Here is a 21,671-nt window from a genome sequence, read left to right as displayed (position 1 = left end):
TGAACCCCGCTGCTTGTCAACTTCAGGAGAACTTCTGTATGGAACAAATCGTCCGACGTAGCCAAGTGGTGGGCCTGCTGGCCCTCGATGGCAGCACTGCTACCGCATTGGGTACCGTAGAAGAAATCTGGGTTGACCCAACAGGGCGGGTATGCTACTTCACCAGCCAGCAGGGGTACACCCCCCTGGAGCAGATTTCTCTCATCGGGCCAGACGCGCTGCTGACCTACTCTACCGTTTTTGCTACCCCCCTAACCCCCATCAGCTCTCTTTACCGCCGCACAGTGCGCATTGGGAATCGAGAGGTCGGCTGGATTGAGGATTTTCTCTTCGACTGGGAGACTGGAGCGATTGCCGCTTACGTTCTGGGTGGTAGCATTGCCGAGCCTTGGGGGGGGCGGGCTGTTCTCCTGCCTGAGGATGTGGAAGCCATTGATGTGGACGCGGTGGTGGTCAAGGAGGATGCTCCGCAACGGCTGAAATCGGAAGCAGAAGGCTTGAAGAACTTTTGGAGCGAAAAATCTCGGCAGGTGAAACAGCTTATCCAGCGCATGGGGGATCGCCTCAAGGCGTTGGTTGGCCCCCAGGATCCGCCCGAGGTGGTGCGCGTTAAGGTGAAGCAGGTGCGGGACGAGCTGGCCAAAGGGGGCAAGTTCGATCTCTCCCTACTGGACGAGGCGGCAGAGTTTCTGCAACACAAGTGGGAAACCTGGCAACATCGCCTCAGCCGCGCCGCTCAGCGCATGCAGGCTGCCCTTCAGGCTGCTTGGGAGAAGCTGACCGAATAGCAAAGAATGACTCTGCAACCTCTGGCCTGCGGTCGCCTCAGATGCTGCACATTTGCTTCCCAACTGCTTCCCAACTCCCCTCTTCCTCTGGGAAAGGGGCTGGGGGGCAACAGCATGAGGTGCTTGGGGAGTCCGTCCCACTGCTCGACCGGAACTGTTGCAAGCCAGTCCTCGACCAAACCCAGCTGACGGACGGCGGCTTTTTCGGCTACGATCTAAGATCGCTGTCAATGCTCGGATCAGGTTTCAAGACCCCCGCAGGGCACCTGTACGGCAGGGAGAAAGATGACTTACGCAATTGTGGAAACCGGCGGTAAGCAGCTTTGGGTGGAGCCGGGGCGTTTTTACGAGGTCAATCGCCTGGCGGAAGTGGAGGAGAACAGCCCCTTCGATTTGTCTCGTGTGCTGTTGATCAACCACGAGGGTCAAATCACGTTGGGGCATCCCTACGTTTCAGAGGCGGTTGTCAGGGCACGGGTTTTACAGCATCGGCGCGGCGATAAAATCATCATCTACAAGATGAGGCCAAAGAAAAAGACCCGCAAAAAGAGGGGTCATCGGCAACCGCTGACCCGTCTGCTGATCGAGTCTATTGAACTCAATGGGGTGCCCCTAGCCACGGCACCATCCCGTACGGAAGCGGCTCCAGAGTCTAACCCAGAGGCAGCCCCTTCGGCAGCGGCGACAGGGATCCCTGCGGATGAGGAATAAACTCTGAACTCAGGTGTCCTGAATCCCGATTTTTTTATCTCGTTTCTGTTGATCACGCAGTTGCATAGGAGGCGTTATGGCTCATAAGAAGGGAACGGGCAGCACTCGCAACGGTCGAGATTCCAATGCCAAGCGGCTGGGGGTGAAGCGCTATGGGGGCGAGCTGGTGCATCCCGGCCACATTCTGGTCAGGCAGCGGGGCACCAAGTTTCACCCAGGGGTGAACGTGCGCATCGGCGGCGACGACACCTTGTATTCTGTGGTCACCGGCATTGTGACTTTTGAGCGCTATGGCAAGTGGCGGCAAAAGGTGAGTGTCTACCCAGCTGAGGTGGCTGCCCAGTAGGGAAAGGCCCAGCTTTGAAACTGCCTGGGAGAGTTTCTTCCGCAAGAGAAGATTCTCGCTTCTGTCGACCAAGCTGCTTGCCGGGCTGAAAACTGTCTGCTCCAGAGCAGACAGGGTTTTGCTGTTGCTGATTCCTGAACTTTTTTCGTTCTTGAGGATTGGGGCCAGCCGGAAGAGGAGAGGAGCTAGAGATCCCTGCCCCTTCGAGGGCGAAAATGGCAAAAGCGTGGAAGGCAGAAAGCTGATGCGAGTGTATCTGTTTCGCTGGGCAGGGTTGCTTCACCTCATTGCCGGGGTGATGTACCTCTACTGGCGACTGACAGCCGGGCTGATGGATTTGGGATCCCTTTTGTTTTGGGGGGCAGAGCTGTATGTTTGGCTGGCGGCGGTGGGCTTTACCCTCAGCCGCTATCCCCAGGTGCCGAGAGAGACGATCCCATCCCCAGAGGTCCTGCGGCGGTCGTTTTTCCAATTGCCGCGGGTGGATGTACTGGTGCTGCGCCAGTGGGATTCCGTAGAGGCAACCCGGCAGACGGTGCTCTCGGCTCTGCACCTCGACTACCCGTGGGAGCGGTTGTTTGTCCACATTGTGGATCGGGTAGAGGATGAGGAGATGGCCAAGGCGGCCCGGGCCATTCCCTGCGAATACTGGGCCTGCCCTAGCCCCACAGCCGACCCCCTGGCTTACGCGATGGGATCCCCTCACATCCAAGGGGAGTATCTGCTCCTGGTGCAGCCGGGCCATTTTCTCGAGCGGGACTTCCTGTGGCAGACCTTGCCCCACTTTTACGACTCGCCGGAGCGGGCTCCCATCGCCAATCGTATCGGGTTTGTGCAGGCGATGCTGCGCACCCTAGGCCAGCCCAGAGCCGTTCACCCACTGCAACAGCTTTTGGCGGTGGGATCCGAAGGGTATCAGGCGGCACCCCTGTTGGGTTCTGGCTGTCTCATCCGGCGCAAGGCTTTGGAAGGGATCCCGCGGATCGACATTCGTCGCCCTGTGCAGTTGGGGTGTCAGATGCACTGCCGCGGCTGGCAGTCTCAATTGGTTCGCCAAACCCAGGTTACGGGTGTTTTGTTGCCCTTGCGCAACCGCCGCGTTGCTTTGCTGGCTTTGTTTTCGGCCTTGAGGGAAAATCCCTTCTGGGGCAAGCCGACCACGCAGCAGCAGCGCTTTCAATACCTGTGGCTGGCCCTCTGGGCTGCCGGTGGGATGGCGGAGCTGGTCTACTTGGCGGTGCCGATGGTCTTTCTCTGCACGGGGTGGATGCCGGTGCCGGCCTTTGACCGGGTCTTCTTCGCGTGGTTTTTGCCTTATGCTCTCCTGGGGCGCATCAGTTGGCTCTTGGCCTTTCCCCCCCATCTGTGGGGGGCAGCTTGGCAGTCGGAACGGCAGACGGGCAGCCAGTTTTTTCAGTCCATCCAGGCGCTGGTGCAAAGTCTGCAGGGAGTGCCCCCCTATCCCGAGCAGCCTTCCCAGCTCTCCTTAGGACCTCAGGCTCTGGCTATTGTGCTGACTTTTCTGGCTATGGGGGTGGGATCCCTGCGTTTTGCCGGCAGTTGGGATCCCTCTTGGCCTGAGCTGCTGTTTGGCTTGGTCTGGGCCTTCTACAACCTGATGATCCTGACGGTGCGCCCCGACGATCACGATTTTGCCGGCTTTGCTTTTCCCAGCAGCAGCGCCGCTGCGGCGACAGAAGAGAGCGCCGACCCATAGGCTGCCAAGCCAAGACAAGTTCATCGCAAAACCAAATCCCCACATCCATTCAGCTGCTGCATGGATGAAATGGCAGGCTGCCGCGGCAGATGGTGGGCAAACGCTATGCTGTGAGAAGTGTAGGATAAGTGGATCGGCACAGGTTGTCTCCAACTCTCCGGGGAGGTGTACCGGTGGAGAGGGGGGATCCCTGGCCAAGTCGCCCCTCCTGTTTGCAGGATTGAACGCGGTCTTCTAGGTTCAGAACGACACACCTGTGGAGTCAGAGAGACCCCCCCTTCGACTGCTTCCCCTGGGTACGGATCCCCGTCAACAGGGCTGTGCCTATTGGGTGGAGATCGGATCCCACCGTTTGCTTCTCGATTGCGGGTTGCCCGCTCCTGCCCTCTTTAAGGCTCTGCCAGGGATCCCGGATGCGGTAATCTGCAGCCATGCTCACTTTGACCATGTGCAAGGGCTACCTGCTTTTCATCGTCGTTACCCTCAGGTACCTCTCTACGCCACGCCGGTGACTGCTCATTTGGCCGCTGGTCTGTGGGAGTGTGGCGTTTGGCCAGGCTACGACCGGGACATTCGCTTTCCCCCCTTTCGGGCGCTGCCTTTGGGCCGGGCGCGAGAGATTTTGCCCCATCTGATGCTCACTTTCTTTGCGGCTGGGCATCTGCCGGGAGCGGCGGCAACCCTGCTGCAAAATACCCAAACCACTCCGGCCCAAGCCTGCGTGTACACGGGCGACTGTTCCCTGGCCTCAACTCGCTTTGCCCCCGGCTTGGATCTCATTGCTTTGCGCCACTGGCAGCCGGACGTGTTGCTCATCGAGGCTTCGCTGGGATCCACCCGCCATCCACCCCGTCGTCACCTGGAAAATCGCCTGGTGGAGCGGTTGCTCAGCGCCTTGGAAGCGGGGCAAACGGTGCTGTTTCCCCTGCCAGTGTTGGGGTTGGGGCAGGAGCTGATCTTTCTCCTCAAAGCCCACCACCGCTTTACCCAAGCCCCCCAAGAGCTCAAGATATGGGTGGCGCCGGGGCTGGCGGCAGGCTGCAATCTCTACGAGCGCTTGCTCACCTACCTGCCGGAGCCGGTGCGCAATTTCGCCACCTACCAGCCCTTGTTCTGGGAAGACCGCCTGCAGCCGCGGGTTCAGCCCCTTACCGAAGCGGATCCTCTGCCCCAAGGCTTGCTGCTGTGCGACGCCGATGCCGGGCCTGAGGCTTGGGATCCAATTTGGTCGAGGTTGTTGGCCCAACCGCAGCGCTCCTGTCTGCTGGTGCGGCTGCCAGAGGTGGAACTGGCTACCCCGTTTGAGCGTTGGCCGGCGCCGCTGCGCTCCCGCATTGCCGTTGAATGGATAACCTGGCACAGCCACAACGATGTCGGGCATCTCACCCAGATCATCCACACCTTTCGCCCCCAGCATTTGGTCTTGGTTCACGCCGACCCCAAGCAGGCTCAGGATCTGGCGGATCTGCCGGAGCTGTGCAATCGCTACCATGTCCACTGCCCTCAGCCTGGGCATTGGCTGGAGTTGCCCGATGGGCACCTACAAACCCCAGTTAGGCTCGCGGAGCTGAAGGCCGGTTCCCCCGCCGAGATCAGGGATCCCCCTTTGCGCTATGAGGGGGAGGTGGAAGAAGTTTGGCAGGAGCAGGGCTCGCCGCGGGCTTTGGCGGGGGTACAGGTGCGTCTGCCGCCCCAGATTACCCAGGATCCCCGTTGGCTGGCCTGGGCCGATACCGGCCTGGTGGAAGCCCGCTGGCAGGGATCCGAACTGGTGCTGCGCGGCCTTTCTCCACGGGAGCTGATCCGCCCGGCAGAGGCTGCCCCTTCTCCAGCAGGGATCGTGCCGCGTCCAAAACAGCCTTCTGTATCCAGTCATCACGGTGGCAAAAAGTGCCAAAATTGTCGCTTTGCCCGCCAGATCTTGACTTCCCAAGCCCAAGCCTTTCGCTGCGATCAGGAACGCTCTCCCCTCTACCGCCTCAGGGTGGATCCCCAGGGGAGCTGCCCCTACCATCAGCCGCAGGAGATCCGCTCTTCCGGTTAGCCGTCAAGCCAGGGAAGCCCAAAGGCTAGAATGGGGCAAGTCGCGGTGCCAACCATGCTTGAGCAAGATTCCTGGGCAAATCATCGCCGTGGGCCGGTCGGATCCCTGGAGCGCCCAGCCGAGGCCTTGGCTGCGGCCAGCCCGCCCGTAGTGCAGATGGTTGGGGTGAACAAAGTCTATCCACTGCCGGAGGGCAGTTTTCAGGCCCTCTACGATATCGACTTGGCGATCCAGCCGGGAGAGTATTGCGCCATTATGGGGCCCTCTGGATCCGGCAAATCCACCCTGATGAACCTCATCGGCTGTTTGGATCGGCCCAGCTCAGGGCGCTACTGGCTGGATGGGGTGGAAGTTTCCACCCTGACCGATCGCGATTTGGCCCACATTCGCAACCAAAAAATCGGCTTTGTCTTCCAGCAGTTCCATCTCCTGCCCGTCCTGACAGCGCTGGAGAACGTCATGCTGCCCTTGGCCTATGCTGGGATCCCGGAGCCGGAGCAACGCCGGCGGGCCAAGCAAGCCCTAGAACAAGTGGGCTTGGGGAGCAAACTGCAGCAGCGTCCGGCCCAACTCTCCGGCGGCCAGCAGCAGCGGGTGGCGATTGCTCGTGCCATTGTCAACCGACCCCAACTGTTGCTGGCTGATGAGCCGACTGGGGCTCTGGATAGCCATACCGGCCAGGAAGTGCTGAACCTTTTTGCGGAGCTCCACCGGCAGGGCATCACCCTGGTCGTGGTCACCCATGACCTTGAAGTAGCCCAGGCCGCCCAGCGCATTATCCGGGTTGGGGATGGCCGTTTGCTGGATTGAGGAAGACAGGGATCCGCCTGGGGGCAGTTGGGCGGTTCCCAGTTGCAGTGAACTTGCCTGCTGGATGGATCCCTGGCCTCACTTTGGGTGAAGGTCGAAGGGAATGTCTTAAACGGGCATGGGATAACCCTATCTAGGATGGCCCAGCTTGGGCTACTCTAAACGCAACTGAGGGCTTGGGAAGAGGATCCGTCCATGAAACTGATCGAAGATATCATCCGGTTTTTGGAAACCCGCCTGGAAGAATTTCTCAGGGCCCACCCTGAGATCGAGCTGCAAGCCCTCGATGAGCAGTTGCGCCAGCAGGAATCCGATACCCTGCGGCTGTTGCAGGAAAGCCGCGCCCAAGAGGAAGCTCTCCAAAAAAGCATTCTCAACTTGGCTGAGGAGATCAAAACCTGGCACTTTCGCATTGAGAAGGCGCAGCGGGCCAATCGCCCCGATCTAGCCGAAGGAGCGCGACGCCGGGAAGCTGAGCTGTTGGAGAGGGGCAGCCAGCTATGGAGTCAAATGAAGGCCCAAAAGGAGAAAATCCAACAAATGGAAGCGCTGCTGCCGCAAATTCGCCAGCGCCGCCAAGAGGTGAAGACCAAGCTGCAGGAGGTAAAAGCCGCACAAGCCAAAGGCGTTGACAGCCCGGACTTGGGTTTCAGCCCTTGGGGAAAACCTTCCGAGGCTTGGGATGAATTGGAAGAGCAATTTCGTCAGCTAGAGGTGGAAAACGAATTGAATGACACGAAGAGGAAGGTGCGGGAACAGCAGCGGCGGTAACAGCCTGACCCAAAATCTTGTTAGTTTGCTAATGTTGAATCCAGTCGCAACAGCCAAAATCGAGCTGGGCGGAACTTGTGATTTAAGCCCTTGGTCTCAAGAGCCATAGCCACATCATTTCCAGAACTTTCTCTGGCACCGACCGGGAAGAAAAGTCTCTCCTCTCCCCCAAGAGTGATACGCTATTGGGCATGAATGAGTTGTATCTGAATCACCCCACATTTGGTCTGCTCTACAGCCTGTGTCAGGTCGACGAAAATCAGGCTCTCTTCACCACTCTCTACGCCCAAAGGCTCTTTTTTCGGGTTTACTTCAGGCCGCCGGATAACAGCGGGGATCCTGCTGCCATGGAGGAGTTGGTCTTCGATCCGATTAGCCGTAATGAGGCTCGCCAGCTCATCGAAGAGCAAATGCGCCTGCTGCGCCGTGCTGCCCGCCAAGATGAGCTAGAACAATTGCAGTTGATCTACAAGCAAACCTTTTCCTGACAGAGGTTTTTTCGAAGGTCTGGCACGGCTGAGGGTGAGGGTTTCGTCCCCCAATAGCCACCTAAAACTGAGACAGAAAGCGCAGGTCGCTGGTATAAAACAGGCGGATATCCTGAATGCCGTGGAGGAGCATGGCCATCCGCTCAATGCCGATCCCTGCCGCAAATCCGGTGTAGCGCTCCGGGTCGTAGCCCACCGCTTGAAATACATTGGGATCCACCATGCCGCAGCCGAAGATTTCCAGCCATTTCGAGCCAAAGCGCACGTCCATCTCAGCAGAAGGCTCGGTAAAGGGAAAATAGCTGGGCCGAAAGCGGGTTTCTCGCTTGCCCAATAGGCGGGTGATGAAAGTGTTGAGGGTGCCCTTCAGGTCGGAAAAGGTGAGGTTCTCACCCACCGCCAAAATTTCCATCTGGTGAAACACAGCGGAGTGGGTGGCATCCACGGTATCGCGGCGCATCACCCGACCGGCATGCACAATGCGCAGCGGCGGCTGGTGTTGCTCCATGTAGCGCACCTGCACCGAGGAGGTTTGGGTACGCATCAGGTAGCCATTGGCCAGGTAGAGGGTATCCTGCATATCCCGCGCCGGATGGTCGGCAGGGGTGTTGAGGGCCTCGAAGTTGTAGTACTCCGTCTCGAGCTCAGGCCCATGCACCACGGTGTAGCCCATTCCCACAAAGATATCGAGCATGCGGTCGATGGTGGCCTGCAGCGGATGGATCCGCCCCAGAGGCCGACGGGGCCCGGGCATAGTGACATCCAGGCGCTCTGCTTCTAGGCGGGCCAGCAGTTGAGCTTCACCAAGGGCCTGTTTGCGCTGCTCCAGACTGGATTGGAGGGCCTCTTTAAAGGTGTTGGCCAAAGCGCCAATGGCAGGCCGTTCTTCTGGGGGCAGCTTCCCCATTCCCCCCAAGATTTTGGAGAGCTTACCTTTCTTGCCCAGGTAGTCGATGCGGATCTGTTCCAGAGCCTCCAGACCGTCAGCTTGTTCCACTTGGGCGAGGGCCTCGCTTTGCAGGGTGAGAAGCTGTTGGCGAAGCGTGTCTTTTTCGTCTTGCATGGGGCCGATTCCAAGGGCAGAAGGGATCCCTGGGGTTGTGAGGAGTCCCTACAAAGGTATCACAGGAGGGAGCTCGGTCGCGCCTTTGCATCCGATGGGGTTGGTCGGCAGCAGGGGGAACCCTTTTGGGGAACTAGCTCTGAGGCGCCGAATCTGGCAACAGACACCCCAGAGCGTCACACCCTGCCGGTCCCTCTGCTGCCAAGGTAAAGTTGCGGTCGTAGCGGGCCAGGGCCGCGAAGAAGTTATCTGTCCGCCGTCTCTTTTTGACCTCGGCCACCAGTCGTTCGTAGGTGGGCTTGTCGATTTTCTCAAAAGGCAGGCGGGGGAAGGGGGCATCGAAGCGGGCCAGCAGCGCTGCGCTGATGTAGCCCTCGTCGTCGCGGATGGCTTCGTAGATACGGGATCCCAGAGCTTCCACCTCGTCCTCCCGCAGCTCGATGGTGGCGGAGGTGTTGTGGGTGGTGTAGTACTTCTGAACCTGCATATAGAAGTCAAACTGGGCCAGGGCCGAGAATTGCTCGATCTCGATCTGGCCAGCACCGGGCAGGTTGGCCCATTCTACTTCCACAGGCAGTTCCACCAGCCATTCGGTACAGCGGGGATCAAAGGGGTCGTTGAGCAAGTTCCCGTTTTCATCTTTGTCCGCCTGAGCAGGTACCACCGAGTAGCCATAGTCCAGACAGGCCAGCGCCACCGGGTCATTTTTGGCAAAGGTGATGCGGCGGATGTAGCGTTGGGCTTTGGGCGGGTGCCAGCCGGGAGAGGCGTTGGTGAGCAGCGACTTGGTGCCGGCGGGCTGAACCGTGGTGCAGCGGTTGGGGCGGCGCAGGCTGTGGCGGTCGCAGTAGTCCCAGACCACGCGGTGGACGATCTCCTTCCAGCGGCTGAGGTATTCCCGCTCCTGCTGCTTGAATTCCTTCCCGATGGGGGTATCGGGTCTCCCTTCCTGCCACCAGCGCAGCCATTCAACCCCAAAGGCTTTGACGCAAAAGTCGAACAGGCCTGTGAACGAGACGCCGACAATGGGATCCCATTCCCGCGAGCGCTGGAAGCGAGGTTCCACAAAGTGGTGGTGGAGCAGAGCTGCCACCGTGAGGGCTCCCGCCGTGAAGGCGTCTTCCTGCTCCTGCCAGTTCTGGGGATCCAGCCGGTTGAGGTGGATCTCGGCCAGATTGCAGTGGAAGTCGAATCCGATGATCTCGCCGCAGTTGTGGACGACTAGCCCGTTTGCATCAAAGCAGCTGGGGCCGGGCACGGTGCAGTCATAGACCGGTTCCACCCCGTCAGGCTCCAGCGCTGCAACCGTGACGGCAAACCGCTCTCGGTTAAGCCGGGGCTGATAGCTGCCCAGCAGTTCGCCTAGCTTCTGGGCTTTGCGGGGTTCGCGGAAGCCCACTACTGCTTGAAACTGGTGCAGGTTGTCCTTAGTGATAACCAGCTCGTGAGCGATAACCAGCTCGTGCTGCGCGGCTGGCTGGCGCTGGCTGGCGGGCAGCAGGTGATATCCAGCGGGACGGATGGCCGAGACAATCCCCAGGCGGGCAAGCATGCGCTGCACGGCTTTGAGGGTGTCCAGGTTGCTTTGGGAGAGCCGCACGCTAAGCCCCTGCACGCTGCCATCGGCATCAAACAGGCCGCACAAGAAGCCGCGGTGGAAATCGCAGCTGGTGGCCTCGACTGCCGCAGTCATTTCTTTCTGTCCTAGAGCTATGCCGAACTTGGCCGCCAGTCTTGCCAAGCCGGTGGAATGGATAACCCGACACTTCAGCTCAGGGTGATACCAGGTCTCTGGCCGGCGAGGTTCGCACCCCACCGCAGTTTGCAACCGCTGAACCGCATATGGGTTCATCTCGTCTTGGGTATCCTGCCAGTGGCGCAATACAGCTGTGTCGTTCCACTGGGTCGTCGCAAGGCTGCCGTTGCCCAACCAATTCCCCAGGAGCCAGCCTTCCTCCCAGGTTCCCTCACCATCCCACGGGGTTAGATGGCGATGGTTGTGCAGCAGGATGCGGTCGCCCGGGCGCAGGTCTTCTGCCGGCACCCATTCGGTGTACTGTGCCTTTGGGGTCTGGGCGATGACCTTGAGAACCCGATGGTTGCCTGTCAGCCGCAGAGAAAACCCCTCCTCGGTCAACAGCTTGAGCACGGGCTTGGTGCCAGAGTAGAAGAACCCGGCTGGCGTGGTGCTGAATAGCTCGCCGTTGACATAGGTGCTGTGCTGCTTGCCGATAAGGTCTTTCACCTGGCGCGGGCCGTCGCCGGTATGGATCCAGGTGTCGGCCGTAACGCAGGGGTTCAGCCCGTACCGTTGTACCCTATGCCATGCCGGGGGTTGGAGGAACGGAGAGTCGGTAGCTGCCTGCCGCTCTTCTATCCAGCGTCCGGCTCCCTCTGGCCCCTGCGAGGCATAGACGTCGAGGAACTCCCGCTTGAGCTCTGGGGTGTTGAGCAGGTCGGCGTTGGCCCGCGCTACAGCTTCCCCGGCCCACTGGATGGCGCCCTCACCGGAGTAAAACTGCTTGCGCACGGCCTCAATACATTCTTCCCGCGTCGGCTTGCGGTGAAACACCCGCGTGTGGTTGGCCATGCGCAGGGCATCTCGCTCGGGATCAATTCTCCAGTTGCCGTTTTCGTCCTGCTGCCAGAGGTTGTCTTTGGCGGTGGATCCCAGCTGGTCGTCGGCAGCAAACTGACGAATGCCAGCGCTACGACGAATGTTTCCCGCCACCACCACCACCGCCGCCTCGTCGATGAGCAAACAGCACTCCACCGAGTTCAGTTGCCGACCTACCGCCCTGTTGAGGATGGCGGCACAGCGCTCGTACAAGCCGGGCAGCTTAATGGGGTTGGCTACGCCCCCAAACCCTTTCAGCCGCTCCCCAGCCGGGCGGACATCGCTCAAGTCCACTGTCACTTCCACCTGGCCCCCAAAGCTGGGATCCGACGCCAGCTCCAGCAGCGCTTGGTAGGACTCCACCCAGCCGCGGCGGCTGTCCCCCACCTGGATGTGCACCTGGGATCCCTGCCGTTGGATGCGGGTGTGCTCCTGCCGCTCTTCGGGAGGGGTGGTGCCGATGGATCCCTTCACGTGAACCCGCAGGCGGTTGACAATGGGGGGCAACTGGCGGATGAACTGGGGTTCCAGCACCGCTCCCGTGCCGCAGCCCATCATGGCCAGATCCATCATCAGGCCAAAGGCCCGCCAGTCCACCACCGCCAAACTGGTGCAGTTGTAGGCACCGGAGAAGTTTTCCGGCTTCTGGATCCAGTCGGTGCCCATCACCCACAAGGCTCGACCGGAGATCAACGCCTTCAACTGCCGCTGCATGCGCTCTACGAGCTCCCGCTCCTGAGGGGTGAAGCGCCCCAGCCGGGCGATGTCGGCCAGGGTGCGCTCGCAGACATCGCCCCAGGTCTCGCGGCTGCCATCCGGGCGGCGACGGCTGTAGGTGCGGTAGAACACCGGGCTGGCCGCCGGGGCTGTGGCCGGAAACTCGCCCAGAGGCAGGGATCCCGTCGTTTCAGCGGGATCAAGTCCCTGTACTTCTTTGCTCTGTTCGCCTGAGCGGGACGAAGTCCACACCATAGCCACACCTCTTCTGCAAAGCTCGGTAGTTCCGACTCTTGAGCGCCGGTTGGCAACCCCGCCGACCCAATGCCCAACCACGTTATCACAATCTTCAGGGATCCGGTGTTGTAGGTAGTGTTGTGCTCTGAGAAGATCTTTAAGAGCCTCTAGGGATAGGGCAGGCCCGCTGTCTGCCGGGGGAGCCGCAAGGGAACGGAAGGCCCGGCAGAAGGGCTACAGTGGAGGAGAGGGATCCCAAGTTAAGGGGCTGCTTGTCGTCTTCAACGGCACCTTCCTGGGCCTTCTCCCCAGTGAGAGCTGTGTAAGGAGTTGTATCGTCATGACCAGTCGCCTGCGCATCGGTAGCTTGTGGGGGATCCCCTTTTTCATCGACTACACCTGGTTCCCGGCGGCCCTCCTGCTGGTGCTCTCCTACGGGGTGTTGACGGCGATGGGGTTGTTTCTTTCTCTGCTGGCCCATGAGTTGGCCCACAGCTTGGTGGCCCGCGCCTATGGGGTACGGGTTAACTCGATAACCCTATTTATTTTTGGGGGTATGGCGGCGATTGAGCGGGAAGTTCCCCGCCCCCTTGGGGCTTTTTGCGTGGCGGTGGCAGGCCCTCTCCTCAGCTTGGGTCTGTTTGTTTTCTTCAGCGTGGCCCGGGCTTGGGCTGTGCCGGAGTCGATGCTGGCCTCAACCCTCACCAGCTTGGCTGCCATCAACCTGACGATTGCCCTGTTTAACCTGCTGCCGGGCCTGCCTCTGGATGGGGGGCAAATGCTCAAGGCGGCCATCTGGGGTTGGACAGGGGATCGGCAAAAGGGTATGCTGTGGGCGGCCCGAGCCGGCCAGGGGGTGGGCTGGGGTTTGGTGGGGCTAGGTCTGCTGGTGGTATTTTGGGGGAGCCTCAACGGCCTCTGGGTGGGGTTGATCGGCCTGTTTATTTTGAACACCGCCCGCCGCTACAGCCAGTACGCGCAACTGCAGCAGGTGCTGGCCCGCCTGAAAGCTGCAGATGTGATGACCCGCCAGTTTCGGGTTTTGGACGCGAACATGAGCCTGCGGGAGTTTGTGGATCGCTATCTGGTGCCTTCTTCTCTCAGGCCGGAAGCCCCAACTCAACCGGCAGACGTTTATTTTGCTGAGGAAGATGGCCGCTACCGTGGGCTGGTCAGGCCAGAACTGCTCAACGACATCGAGCGCAGCCAGTGGGATCGCCTCACCCTCAAGGCTATTCTCAAGCCGATGGAGCAACTGCAGGGGGTACGAGAAGAGACCCCCATTCCCCAGGTAATTCAGATGATGCGCCAGGCAGAACCCCGCCGCATTTTGGTTTTCACGCCCACCGGCGCCATTGCCGGCTTGATCGACCGGGGGGATGTGGTGGCCATGGCTGCCCGGCAGTTGGGGGTCGTGCTGCCCCAAGAGGTGGTGCAGCGGGTGCGCGATAGCGAAGAATGGCCCCCTGGATTTCAGGTGGAGGACAATCTGGCCGGAGAGGGATCCCCCAGTCTGGCTTGGCAGGGATCCCCGGATTTCCATCAAGAGCCTTAGTTGGGGAGATGGGTGGACAGGGGGCGGCCCAAGGCGCCTAGGTTCTTCCTCTTCCACAAAAGGTTCCCCAAAAGGGGCGGAGCGTTTTGCCTCCGCAAGCCGGGGAGAGAAGACCAAGAAAAGTAGTCTCAGATACTATTTCCGGGAGACCCTCTCCATCTACAATTAAGACTGTTCTCCATCAATTAAGAATTTTGAACCGCTTTCCTCGTCTCTTGCCCGCCTACACCCACCGACTGAGCAACGGGCTAGGCGTTATCGTTCATCCCATCCCAATTGCCGATTCTGTAACCGTTGACGTCTGGGTACGGACAGGTGGACGCCATGAGCCGCCGGAGTGGCTGGGCCTATCCCATTTTTTGGAACACATGGTGTTTAAGGGCAGCGAGCGGCTGGCCCCTGGTGAGCTGGATTGGGCCGTGGAAGGACGGGGCGGAGTTACCAATGCTGCCACCGGCCAAGACTACACCCATTACTACATTACGGTGGCTGCTGCTGACCTAGCGGATACCTTGCCCTACTTGGCAGAGGTGGTTTTGCGGGCCGGGATCCCGGATCTGGAGTTTGAGCGGGAGCGGCAGGTGGTTCTGGAGGAAATTCGCCGCGCCGCCGACAACCCTGATTACACGGCCTATCAGCTTTTGATGCAGACCGCCTATGGGGAGCATCCCTATGGACGACCGGTGTTGGGCACACCGGAGAGCCTGATGCAACTGACCCCTGAACTGATGCGCGCCTACCACCGCGCTTGGTATCACCCTGAATCCATGACGGTGGTGGTGACGGGTGGCATCGATCCTGAGCAGGCGTTGGCCTTGGTGGAGGAGCAGTTTGGCAGCTCTGCTGCTGGGCCAGCACCGGTCAGCCCCCCCATTCCGCCCCAGCCTCGTCCCCAAGGGATCCTGCGCCGGGAGAGCGACCATGCCCGCTTGGAGCAAGCCCGTCTGAAATTGGCCTGGCCTACCGTTGGCATTGACGATTGGCAACAAGCCTGTGGCCTGGAGATGTTGGCTTCTCTGCTGGGAGATGGCCGTACTTCGCGGCTGGTGCATCTGCTGCGGGAACAGCGGGGCTGGGTGAGGGCCATTGGCTGTTCTTCGCTGGTGTTGAAGGAGGGGGGACTGTTTTGTATTGGGGCTCAACTGGAGCCGGAGGATGTGGCGCGGGTGGAGGCGACGATTCTGCACGAGATCGAAAAGCTGCAGCAGGATGGCATTGGCCAAGCGGAGTTGGATCGCACCCGGCGTATGCTCACCCATGAGTTCCTGTTCTCCGCCGAGTCCCCCAGTCAATTGGCGGGCATCTATGGCTACTACGAGACACTGGGCGGGGTGCAGCGCATTCAAGAGTACCTGGAGCTGTTGCAATCTTTTACCCCGGCTCAGATCCGGGAATTGGCCCAGCAGTACTTGTCTCCGGAGGCCTATGTGGTCACCGTTCTCAAGCCGACTGCCCTCGATCCAGCAATGGCCTCGGAGCTGCAACTGGCCTGTCGGTGAGCGCTGCCTCGACGCTCTGGACTCTTGACTTTCGGATTTTGGACGGGATCCCTTGCCTGCATGAACTCTGCTCTGCTTGCCACCCAACGTGGCCGTTTACAGCGCGTCCTTTTGGCCAATGGCATCACGCTGTTGCTGGGCCAGAACCCAACGGTGGAGATCTTGGCTGCCCACTGTTTTTTCCGCGGTGGTAGCCGGGCAGAGCGGCCGCAACAGGCGGGGGTGAGCCACTTGATGGCGGCTGTCCTCACCAAAGGCACGCATCGGCGCAACTCCCAGGCCATTGCTGCTGCGGTGGAATCGCTGGGAGCCTCGCTATCGGTGGACAGTTCTGCCGACTCTTTCGAGGTGAGCCTGCGCTGTGTGGCTGCCGATTTCCCGGAGTTGCTGGATTTGCTTGCGGAGACGCTGCGGGATCCCAGTTTTCCTGAAGAGGAGGTGGCGCGAGAGCAGGGGTTGATGCTGCAAGCCATTCGCGCCCAGCAGGAACGGCCCTTCAGCTTGGCTTTCGAGCAGGTGCAACAAGCCCTCTATGGGGATCATCCCTACGCTCTGCCGGGGTTGGGACGGCTGGAAACGGTGGGATCCCTGACCCGCGAGGATTTGGTAGCCTATCACGCGGCCTACTGTCGTCCCAATGGAATGGTGATGGTGGTGATCGGCCCAGAGCCGCCGGAGCAGATGGCTGCCCAGGTGGAAGCGGCTTTGGGAGACTGGGTTGTTCCCGGCCCCTCTCCAGAGGATCGGGATGTTCCCCTGCCCCCTCTGAGGGATCCCCAACTGCTGAGGTTGCCCCAGCCCACTCAGCAGACGACGATCTTGATTGGGTTTCGCGGATCCCCTGCTGCTTCTGCGGATTATCCGGCCCTGAAGTTGCTGGCCACCTACTTGGGGAGCGGTCTGTCCAGCCGTCTGTTCGTGGAACTGCGGGAGCGCTGTGGCCTGGCCTATGAGGTCTCGGCTTTTTTTGCCACCCGTCGGGATCCCGCCCCTTTTGGGGTTTACATGGGCACTGCGGCAGAGAATACTCAGGTGGCCCTGGAGCGCCTACAAGCAGAAATCCACCGTCTGCAGGCCAATCCCCTCGATCCGGCGGAGGTGGAAATGGCGCAGCGCAAACTTCTGGGCCAATACGCCCTCAGCAAACAAACCAATGCCCAGGTGGCTCAACTGGCAGGCTGGTACGAGATTTTGGGTTTGGGCATGGAGTTCGACCAGCAGTATTTGCAAAGGGTCAAGGAGCTCACCCCAGAGCAGCTCCATCAAGCTGCGAAAACCTACCTGACCAACTCGGCCATCGCTCTGGTGGGGCCGGAAGCGGCCTTGGCAGAAGCAGAGCCGATGTTTTAACTGCTACCACTTTTTATAGGGCAGGAACTTACCAGACATAATCACCTTAACACGATCTCCTTTAGGATCCTCTTCCTTTTCTATGTCTAGGGTGAAGTCAATAGCGCTCATGATTCCATCGCCAAACTTTTCATGAATCACGGCTTTGATTGGCATGCCGTAAACTTGAACAATCTCGTAAAAGCGGTAAATTAAGGGATCCGTCGGCACCACTGGCCCTAAGCCTTTCAGTGGGCATTCGGTCAATTGTTTAGCGACAGCGGCGTCCAAGCCTAAGATTTCGGCAATTTTGTTTGCTTCTTCTGCGGAAGCACTGGCCTGACGATAGAAGACCGCTGCAATCCACACCTCATCCCGGCCTATTTTCTCTTCCAAGTCAGCAAAAGTTAATCCCCTTTCAGCTTTGGCTTCCAAAAGCTTTTTGGTGATTTCGGGAATGGCTGTACTCATCATCGACTCCTAAGTTTTAGCTGTGCAGGCAACTCAATCTGGATTTACCACCCAAACCCGAACCCGCGATTTCTCAGTGGCACAGGTTTATTGGGAAAAGTGATGCTCTATTCAGAATCTGCTGCTTTTTTCCTTAATCATACGTAAGGAAGCACTTCTTAGGGCAGGAAGATACGCTATGTCTTCAACTCAATTCTGTAGTTTCAGCTACAGCAAGAACATCAGTCCCGCTATCTCGCTTGCAACATTTCTCTAATCTTTGAGATGCTCTACTTGTAGCTCCTCACTCTGAGGATCCTTGGAAGCGGAGAAAAAGGTGCTAGGCTTTGCGTTCTGCCTGTATCGGCGTCCCTTTCGGCGGCCCCTGCGTACCCACCACGGACTGTGGTCCGTGCGCGAAGGGATCCTGATCCGGCTTACAGATCGGGAGACAGGCTGTCAAGGATATGGGGAAATTGCTCCCATCCCTTGGTTTGGCAGCGAGACCTTAGAGCAGGCTCTGGCGTTTTGTCGGCAGCTGCCCCCTCTTTTGTCGGAGGCGTATATTTTGGGGATCCCAGAAGCACTGCCGGCCTGCCGGTTTGGGTTGGAAGGCGCTTGGCTGGCCTGTCGGGATCCCGATTGGTTGAACAAGGATCTCTCTCTACTCTCTTTCTGTGAACTTTTGGGGGAGACCCTGCCGCCGGAATCTTACAAGGACTCCTACAAGGACTCCGTCCCACTCACGCGGTCGGTGTACAAGCTCAAGGTGGGGAGGGATCCCATGCAGCAGGAGTTGGAGAAGCTGGAGCAATGGCTGGAGCGGTTGCCACCAGGATCCCATCTGCGTTTGGATGCCAATGGGGGGTTAACGCTTGCGGAGGCCCACCGGTGGCTGATGGTTTGTGATCGGCTCAACCAGGCCTCGCCGGTCAAGATTGAGTTTTTGGAGCAGCCTCTGCCGCCGGATCAGCACGCCCATTTGGTGGAGCTCAGCCGCCAGTACCAAACCCCCGTTGCTTTGGATGAATCGGTGGCCTGCCTGGAGCAGTTGCAAGCGATCCATCGGTCAGGATGGAAAGGGATCCTGGTGGTGAAGCCGTCTCTGGTGGGCTCCTGCATTGCGCTGCGAGAGTATCTCAGCTGCCATCCCGGCCTGGATCTGGTCTTTTCTTCGGCGCTGGAGACTCCCATCGGCGCCTGGCACGGGTTGGCTTGGGCGGGATCCCTGCAGGAGAAGACGGCTTGCCCCAGAGCTGTGGGGTGGGGGGTAGGGGGGGTCTTTCCAGAAGGGGATCCCCTGACCTTGACCCAGCTCTCAGCCCAGGAGCGGGCTGCCCTCATGCAGGCGGTGTGGGAGCGCTACAGCCGGCCCTAGACTGCGGCGGCCTGTTGTTTGGCGTATTCCTGCCGCAGATAGGCCTGGATAAAATGCATCAGCTCCTCCGGCTCGCCGTTCATAAAGGCCTCGACATTGTAGGTTTCGGCGTTGGTGCGGTGATCTTTGATCAGCTTGTAGGGATCGAAGGTGTAGGTGCGAATACGCCCCCCAAAGCCCTGAGTCACCATCTCGCCGCGAATCTCGGCCAGCTTTTGTCTGCGTTTTTCTTCTTCCATCTCGATCAGCTTGGCCTTCAAGATCTGGATGGCCCGCTCTTTGTTTTGCAGTTGGGAGCGCTCCTCGGTGCAGCGCACGGCAATGCCGGTGGGCTTGTGGATCACCCGCACCGCTGTTTCCACTTTGTTCACGTTTTGGCCACCTGCCCCACCTGAGCGGGAGGTCTCGAACTCCAGATCTTCCATCTTCAGCTCATACTCGCTTTCCTCTTCCAGAATCGGCATCACCTCTACGCCAGCAAAGCTGGTTTGCCGTTTGCCGTTGGCGTTGAAGGGGCTGATGCGCTCCATCCGGTGGTTACCCTTCTCGGCAGAGAGATAACCATAGGCGTAGGGGCCTTCGATCAGCAGGGTGGCGGACTTGATGCCGGCTTCAGCACCTTCGGAGTATTCCGAGAGGCTGACCTTGTAGCCCTGGTTTTCGGCCCAGCGGGTGTACATTTTCAGGAGCATTTCCGCCCAGTCCTGGGCATCGGTTCCCCCTGCGCCGGCGGTGATGGTGAGGATGGCACCGTTTTTGTCGTAGGGGCCGGAGAGCAGTTGCTGTAGCTCCCACTGGCCCAACTCCCGCTCCACCGCTGCCAGGGATCCCGCTGTCTCGGCTAGGAGTTCTGGATCGGGCTCTTCTTGGAGCAGCTCGAGGGCGCTGGCGGCATCTTCCAGGCGATCCTTCCAGCGGTGCACCTGATCCCAGGAGGCCTTGAGGCTGTTGAGCTTTTGCAGGTGGCGGCGGGCTGCCTCTACATCATTCCAAAACTGCGGCTGCGAGGCTTCTTGCTCTAGGATGGCAATCTGTTGCTCCAAGTGGGGCAGGTCAAAGATAGTCCTGAGCGTTGCTCAGGCGCAAGGTGAGCGATTCTAGGGTGCGTCTTAGATCGGCAAGTTCCATAGAGAACATCAAACCATCTGCACATCGGATCCCATCCTATCCTGTGGGCCGGCAACTCAATCAAGGGATGGAGCCCTTCTGTGGGGCAGTTCCTGGCCGTTCCCATTGCAACAGCATTGCGATCCCTTGTCCATAGCAACAACCCCGCCAGAGGCAGGACGGAGTCCTTTGGCTTCTGCCGAAAGATCCCTGTTGAGGTGGCTCAAGCCTATAGCAGAATAAAGAATTCGGTTTCGGAGGCTGCGATGCTGAAGGTCTTTTCCTTGCTTTCCGGGCTGGTTTTGGCGGGAGGAGTGGCTGCTTTGGCCATCACCAATCCCACCTTAGAAGAGTACAGAACCCATGCAGGGCAACAACTGGCCGCCTACGCTACGCGAGAATACTGCGCTCAGATCCCGTCTTTCTTGGTCACTTTGATTGAGGAATGTCATGCCCTTGTCCGAGAGCTCCAGCCCGAACTAGAAGCTCTGTTCATGCGCCAAACCCGCCGGCAGAATTTTATCCTTTTCAGCCTCTACACCACCGATTTGTCGTTGCTCAACTTTGGCCCACTGGGGATCTCCTTGCCCACCTACCACTTTGAAACCCTTGCCGTGGCTGGGCAATTTTATACTTATGAGACTCGAGAGGGGAAAGTTGACCCCTAGCCACCATGGCAACCTTAGGGATCAGACAGATCCAAAAGAATCTCAAACCCAAAAGGGAGGCTAGATCTGGGCCTGTTCCAACAGGGTTTGCAGCTCTTCCAGGGCCAACTGGGCCGACTGGGCCTGCTGGTAAAGGGATTGCACCACCTCAGCACTGCTTTGGGCCGATTGCAGGGTGGATTGGCTTTGTCGCTGGATGCGATCTGCCAAGCTGCGAATGCGGTTGCTGGCCTCGGTGGTTCGTCCCGCCAATTTGCGGATCTCCTGGGCAATGGCTCCAAAGCCACCGGCACCACCGCTGCGGTTGGCCTCTACAGCCGCGTTAAAGGAGAGCAGGCGAATGTATCCTGCCACCTCCACGATCAAATCCACGATGGTGTTGATCTCCTTGAGTTCGCGGGATAGCTCCTGGTTGTTGTCGGCAATTTCCTGGAAGAGGGTGCGCACCGCTTCTACCCCAGCAAAGGTGGCGGCAAAGGTGGATTTGCCCTTCTCCGAGAGGATCGAGCTAATCTCGATGATGCGGGCGTTGAGGCGAGCCAACTCCTCGGAGCGCTGTTGGGCCCGGCGACGTTCCATGTCTAAGGCCAGGTTTTGGTTGAGGATCTCGGCTTTTTGTCGCTCCAGATCCCGGGCATACTGGAGGCTGCGGTTTTTTTCCTGCTCCAGCTCTGCCAAGATCCTTTTCATCTCTTCCTGCTGCTCCTGTAGCTTGCGCTGGGTGGCCAGATGCACCTGGGCCTGGGCCACCAACAACACCGGCACATCGAGAAGGCGGTAGTCCTGGGATCCCAGTTGAACCACCACGGGGTCATAGATGGTCTCTTCGGGCCGTTGGAAAGCTCGGTCGGCTGCTTGGATGACATCGCAGTCGCCGGGGAGCAAGAGAAAATCCCGGCTATGGAACTCTACCATGGAGCTGATGGGCCGCTTCAAAAACACATCCAGGCCGTAGGGCTTGCTAAGCATCCACTCCAGAATGGCGCGGCGGGTCAACATTCCCCGCACCTGTGACCGCTCGTCCAGCACGATGACTCCTGAAAGGCTGCTGTCATCTTCTAGGCGGCGCACCACGTTCTCACAAGGGGTGGACTCGCTCACCTGAAACTCCACCAAGGCCAAATCGCGCAGCTTGGTGTTGATCGATAGGGTAGGAGTGGGTGGATTTGTCAGGGTAGCCATCACAGGGATCGTCGGCACACGTTGGGTACAGATGGGTTGGATGCTAATGTGTAGAGTAACACAAAAAGTCGGCCCTAAATCGGCCTTTGATGGGGTGATTCCTGCAGAAAATCGACCACCTTCAGTTTGCCCTGGGATCCCATCTTTTGCCCATAGGATTTTGCAGAATTGTGCGGGAAGGATGGCCTGGGATC

General features: G+C 59.3%; 18 protein-coding genes. 13 read left to right on the top strand and 5 right to left on the bottom strand.

Features of this window, described 5'->3' with window-relative positions; all coding sequences use genetic code 11:
- The first annotated feature begins 38 nt into the window (after positions 1-38).
- From ACVWY8_RS06980 to ACVWY8_RS06945, 8 genes are all read left to right on the top strand, one after another.
- Positions 39-788, top strand: coding sequence for a PRC-barrel domain-containing protein (locus tag ACVWY8_RS06980; RefSeq protein ID WP_457393654.1), 750 nt, complete (start codon positions 39-41; stop codon positions 786-788).
- 285 nt (positions 789-1,073) lie between these two features.
- Positions 1,074-1,499: a 50S ribosomal protein L21 gene (gene rplU, locus ACVWY8_RS06975; RefSeq protein WP_457393656.1), complete on the top strand. Its 426-nt coding sequence runs from the start codon at positions 1,074-1,076 to the stop codon at positions 1,497-1,499.
- Positions 1,500-1,575: 76 nt separating this feature from the next.
- A complete protein-coding gene (gene rpmA, locus ACVWY8_RS06970) occupies positions 1,576-1,845 on the top strand; it encodes a 50S ribosomal protein L27 (RefSeq protein WP_011432382.1) in 270 nt (89 codons plus the stop codon).
- 244 nt (positions 1,846-2,089) lie between these two features.
- Positions 2,090-3,562 carry a cellulose synthase gene (locus tag ACVWY8_RS06965; protein ID WP_457393658.1) on the top strand — a complete coding sequence of 491 codons (1,473 nt, stop codon included), beginning with the start codon at positions 2,090-2,092 and terminating at the stop codon, positions 3,560-3,562.
- Positions 3,563-3,818: 256 nt separating this feature from the next.
- Complete coding sequence (locus ACVWY8_RS06960) at positions 3,819-5,606, top strand: MBL fold metallo-hydrolase (RefSeq protein ID WP_457393660.1); 1,788 nt, start codon at positions 3,819-3,821, stop codon at positions 5,604-5,606.
- Between the two features lie 54 nt (positions 5,607-5,660).
- Positions 5,661-6,416, top strand: coding sequence for an ABC transporter ATP-binding protein (locus tag ACVWY8_RS06955; RefSeq protein ID WP_011432379.1), 756 nt, complete (start codon positions 5,661-5,663; stop codon positions 6,414-6,416).
- Positions 6,417-6,611: 195 nt separating this feature from the next.
- On the top strand, positions 6,612-7,187 hold the full coding sequence (locus tag ACVWY8_RS06950) for a TIGR04376 family protein (RefSeq protein ID WP_414419458.1): 576 nt from the start codon (positions 6,612-6,614) through the stop codon (positions 7,185-7,187).
- A 191-nt stretch (positions 7,188-7,378) separates the two neighbouring features.
- Complete coding sequence (locus ACVWY8_RS06945; RefSeq protein WP_011432377.1) at positions 7,379-7,675, top strand: PipX family protein; 297 nt, start codon at positions 7,379-7,381, stop codon at positions 7,673-7,675.
- A gap of 61 nt (positions 7,676-7,736) precedes the next feature.
- On the opposite strand, the gene pheS is transcribed toward ACVWY8_RS06945, so the two are convergent.
- A complete protein-coding gene (pheS, locus tag ACVWY8_RS06940; protein WP_011432376.1) occupies positions 7,737-8,738 on the bottom strand; it encodes a phenylalanine--tRNA ligase subunit alpha in 1,002 nt (333 codons plus the stop codon).
- Between the two features lie 133 nt (positions 8,739-8,871).
- On the bottom strand, positions 8,872-12,327 hold the full coding sequence (gene nrdJ / locus ACVWY8_RS06935; RefSeq protein WP_457393662.1) for a ribonucleoside-triphosphate reductase, adenosylcobalamin-dependent: 3,456 nt from the start codon (positions 12,325-12,327) through the stop codon (positions 8,872-8,874).
- A gap of 322 nt (positions 12,328-12,649) precedes the next feature.
- On the opposite strand from nrdJ, the gene ACVWY8_RS06930 reads away from it, so the two are divergent.
- The 3 genes from ACVWY8_RS06930 (at position 12,650) to ACVWY8_RS06920 (ending at position 16,713) form a co-directional block, all read left to right on the top strand.
- A complete protein-coding gene (locus ACVWY8_RS06930) occupies positions 12,650-13,864 on the top strand; it encodes a site-2 protease family protein (protein ID WP_414418684.1) in 1,215 nt (404 codons plus the stop codon).
- A gap of 194 nt (positions 13,865-14,058) precedes the next feature.
- Positions 14,059-15,363 carry a M16 family metallopeptidase gene (locus tag ACVWY8_RS06925; protein WP_457396933.1) on the top strand — a complete coding sequence of 435 codons (1,305 nt, stop codon included), beginning with the start codon at positions 14,059-14,061 and terminating at the stop codon, positions 15,361-15,363.
- Between the two features lie 60 nt (positions 15,364-15,423).
- Positions 15,424-16,713, top strand: a complete 1,290-nt coding sequence (locus ACVWY8_RS06920; protein WP_457393666.1) for a M16 family metallopeptidase — start codon at positions 15,424-15,426, stop codon at positions 16,711-16,713.
- Positions 16,714-16,716: 3 nt separating this feature from the next.
- Here the strand turns inward: ACVWY8_RS06920 and cynS are convergent, their stop codons facing one another.
- Positions 16,717-17,163: a cyanase gene (gene cynS / locus ACVWY8_RS06915; RefSeq protein WP_457384078.1), complete on the bottom strand. Its 447-nt coding sequence runs from the start codon at positions 17,161-17,163 to the stop codon at positions 16,717-16,719.
- A 316-nt stretch (positions 17,164-17,479) separates the two neighbouring features.
- Between cynS and ACVWY8_RS06910 the strand changes: the two genes are divergently transcribed.
- Positions 17,480-18,520: an o-succinylbenzoate synthase gene (locus ACVWY8_RS06910; protein WP_457396932.1), complete on the top strand. Its 1,041-nt coding sequence runs from the start codon at positions 17,480-17,482 to the stop codon at positions 18,518-18,520.
- On the opposite strand, the gene prfB is transcribed toward ACVWY8_RS06910, so the two are convergent.
- Positions 18,517-19,648, bottom strand: a protein-coding gene (gene prfB / locus ACVWY8_RS06905) for a peptide chain release factor 2 (RefSeq protein ID WP_414406725.1) whose coding sequence is annotated in 2 segments (ribosomal slippage) — positions 18,517-19,575 and positions 19,577-19,648 — 1,131 coding nt in all. Because the reading frame shifts where the segments join, the coding sequence is not laid out codon by codon here. The two genes, ACVWY8_RS06910 and prfB, sit on opposite strands and share 4 nt — an antisense overlap.
- 245 nt (positions 19,649-19,893) lie before the next feature.
- Between prfB and ACVWY8_RS06900 the strand changes: the two genes are divergently transcribed.
- Positions 19,894-20,295, top strand: a complete 402-nt coding sequence (locus ACVWY8_RS06900) for a DUF4359 domain-containing protein (protein WP_457384081.1) — start codon at positions 19,894-19,896, stop codon at positions 20,293-20,295.
- A 60-nt stretch (positions 20,296-20,355) separates the two neighbouring features.
- On the opposite strand, the gene ACVWY8_RS06895 is transcribed toward ACVWY8_RS06900, so the two are convergent.
- Positions 20,356-21,477 (bottom strand): methyl-accepting chemotaxis protein, encoded by a 1,122-nt coding sequence (locus tag ACVWY8_RS06895; protein WP_457393670.1) that lies wholly within the window; start codon positions 21,475-21,477, stop codon positions 20,356-20,358.
- Positions 21,478-21,671 lie beyond the last annotated feature (194 nt).

The organism is Thermostichus sp. OS-CIW-32 (assembly GCF_054060415.1).
The sequence above is the reverse complement of the archived record's forward strand: the minus strand, read 5'-3'. Positions and strand labels throughout refer to the sequence as shown.